Origin of the sequence: Streptomyces sp. NPDC006510, from assembly GCF_040611955.1 — a bacterium.
Taxonomy (GTDB): domain Bacteria; phylum Actinomycetota; class Actinomycetes; order Streptomycetales; family Streptomycetaceae; genus Streptomyces.
In genome coordinates, this window is record NZ_JBEXPH010000408.1 from 1 (window position 1) to 2,358 (window position 2,358).

Annotated in this window: 1 protein-coding gene and 1 pseudogene; both read right to left on the reverse strand. The window is 63.5% G+C overall.

What is annotated here, in order from left to right:
- Positions 1 to 387: 387 nt before the first annotated feature.
- Positions 388 to 1,161: a hypothetical protein gene (locus tag ABZY11_RS43965; protein WP_356484546.1), complete on the reverse strand. Its 774-nt coding sequence runs from the start codon at positions 1,159 to 1,161 to the stop codon at positions 388 to 390.
- A gap of 33 nt (positions 1,162 to 1,194) precedes the next feature.
- Positions 1,195 to 2,358 (reverse strand): annotated as a pseudogene (locus ABZY11_RS43970) (hypothetical protein); the annotation flags it as partial.

Genomic DNA, 2,358 nt, shown 5'->3' on the forward strand with positions numbered 1-2,358 from the left:
ATCCGCATACCTCACACACCACGGAATACAGCCATTACGGCGAACGCGTCAGGGACTTCGAGAAGGTTCACCCCAACGGGCCGAAGTCAGTAACGGCCCGCCTCGGTGGCCGCCGCCTTGCAGGCGGCGGCCACCGACCGCTCAGCTCGTCAAAGTGCCCTGGTGGAAGTACATGCGCCAGCCCACTTTCGTCAGACGCCACTTCGTCAGAAGCCACACGGAGCTCCGCCATGCTCGGCGCCGGACGTACGGGAGTTGAGGGCCGATGACGGGGGCCGGAGGGCTACCGGCCGGACTCAGGGGCGGCGGTCCGAGAGGGGCGTGGGGTGCAGGGGTGCGCCGGGTACGGGATGCGCCGGGTGCGAGGGACCGGCTCCCGGGTTCCGCTCATCGCCGAAGTCTCCGTTCGAGCGCCCATCCGACGGGCCTCCCGAACATCCACATCGCGCTCTCCAGGGCCGATGTGCCCCGGTGCACCGAGTCCACGACAGCTTCCCGGAGCATGTCGTGCTCCTCGGCGCCCACGCGGGCCAGCAGGCTGAGTGCGGTACCGAGCCGTACGCCGGCAGCGGGATCGGCCAGCCCGAGCCTCAGCCACTCCGCGACGGACGGCCTCATCGCCTCATCGCTGCGGGGCCCGATCCCTAGATTGGCCACCGCTTCGATGACATCGATCCTCAGCGGCTCCTCGCCCACCTGGCCATAGAGCTCCTGAAGTACGGGAACCAGGGCCTTTCCCTGGTCGACCGCCCCGCCCAGAAGAAGAGCACAGGCCCCCCGGAGCCTGATGTCTCCGGCCAGACGTGCCAGTGTCAAAACCCGGGGCAGCGCATCCTCGTAACTGGCGGAAACGGACTCCTCCCAGGCGACCTTCTCGTCATACACATATCTTCTTTCGGCGTCGTCCTCATCCCGCACTCTGCGCCAGGTCCACACCGCGGATCGATAAGATTCTCCCAGGTACCGCATCAGATCGGCCTGAATCACGGTGCTTTCTTTCAGAGCCAGTTCGAGCATCAAGGGAATACATTCGGGCGAATCCTTCTCGAAGACGAGACCCTGCGGGGTGAGCGCCACCTCAAGCCCCTCCAGCGCCTTCCAAGCGCCTTCCTCATCCGACCCGCTCAACCCATCGATCAGTAGCCTGAGTTCGGCCTTCATTCTCGCCCTCCTGCACGCACGAATAGGCAATCATCAGTTCGTCGTGGTCACCTTGAGACCCTGCAGCATGGGGTCACAACTCGGACAGGCCGGATACGCCTTCCCATACCAGCCCCTGTCCCCCTGCTCGTACCTGTCGGCGTGTACCATCTCTATGCCAGTGTTCTCGACGGGCAACTCGTTGGTCTTTTCCCGGTACTCCGCCCGGTACGCCTGGCTGATGCAGTGAACTTCGGCGCACCCCAGGGCATGACCGGGCGAATGAGTACGTATGTCCTTCACCGCGCGTGAGTCGAGATCACTGGCAGACCGGCCGGAACTCCACCCCTCGTACTCCCGCGAGTCGACTTTGAGGATGGCGACACAGTTCTTGCCCTTGTGTTTGTCCGCCAGCTTGCGCAGCCTCTCCGAACTCACCCGGTCCCTCGCCTTGGGTCGCTTCACCGGCTCACGGGAACCCACCCCCTGCTCCTCCAGCTCAGGCTCGATGTCGCTCCTGTCGAACCTCTCGCCGTACTCCTCACAGAGATCGGCGAATTCCCTCATCCCTCTCGCCGCCGCATCACCACGGGCATTGATCACGCTCAGCGCCTTCGCCTGGATCTCTGAAAGCAGAGCGATCTGCGCCGAGTCGGTGGCCACCTCCATGGTCTTGTAGACCTTGTCAAGGACTTCCTTGGGATTCAGCGAGGCCATCATCAGCCGGCGGGAGGGCGTGAGCGTCAGCCGATGGGATTCGCCCTGCATCGTGAAGTCGACCTTGACCGGCTTGCGTTGCTGCCCCTCTCCCTTTTTCGGGCGGCCGGGTGCGTTCTTGTCATCGTGTGATGAGGGTTTCGTCGTCGCGTCGACGTGCTTCTTCTTGAGCTTGTTCCAGAGAGCTTTGCCCTTCTTGGTGATGAAGTCGATGATTTTGTCGATGGCGCGGTTGACGGGTTTGGATACGGCGTGGAAGACGGATTTGACTTTGTTGGCGAGGCTGCCGATACCCAACAGTGAAGCCAGGAAGCCGATCAGGAGCGGGATGCTGGTGGCGAGGGCGGCTTCTACCAGCTTGGGGACGCCTGCGGCGCCGCCGTTGGCTATGGCTATGACCGCGTCCAGGACGGCGTTGACGAAGTCCACGATCTGGGCGCCCTGGGTCACGATGAACGTGACGATGTCGATGATTCCCTTGACCGCGCGGACGAAGGCGGA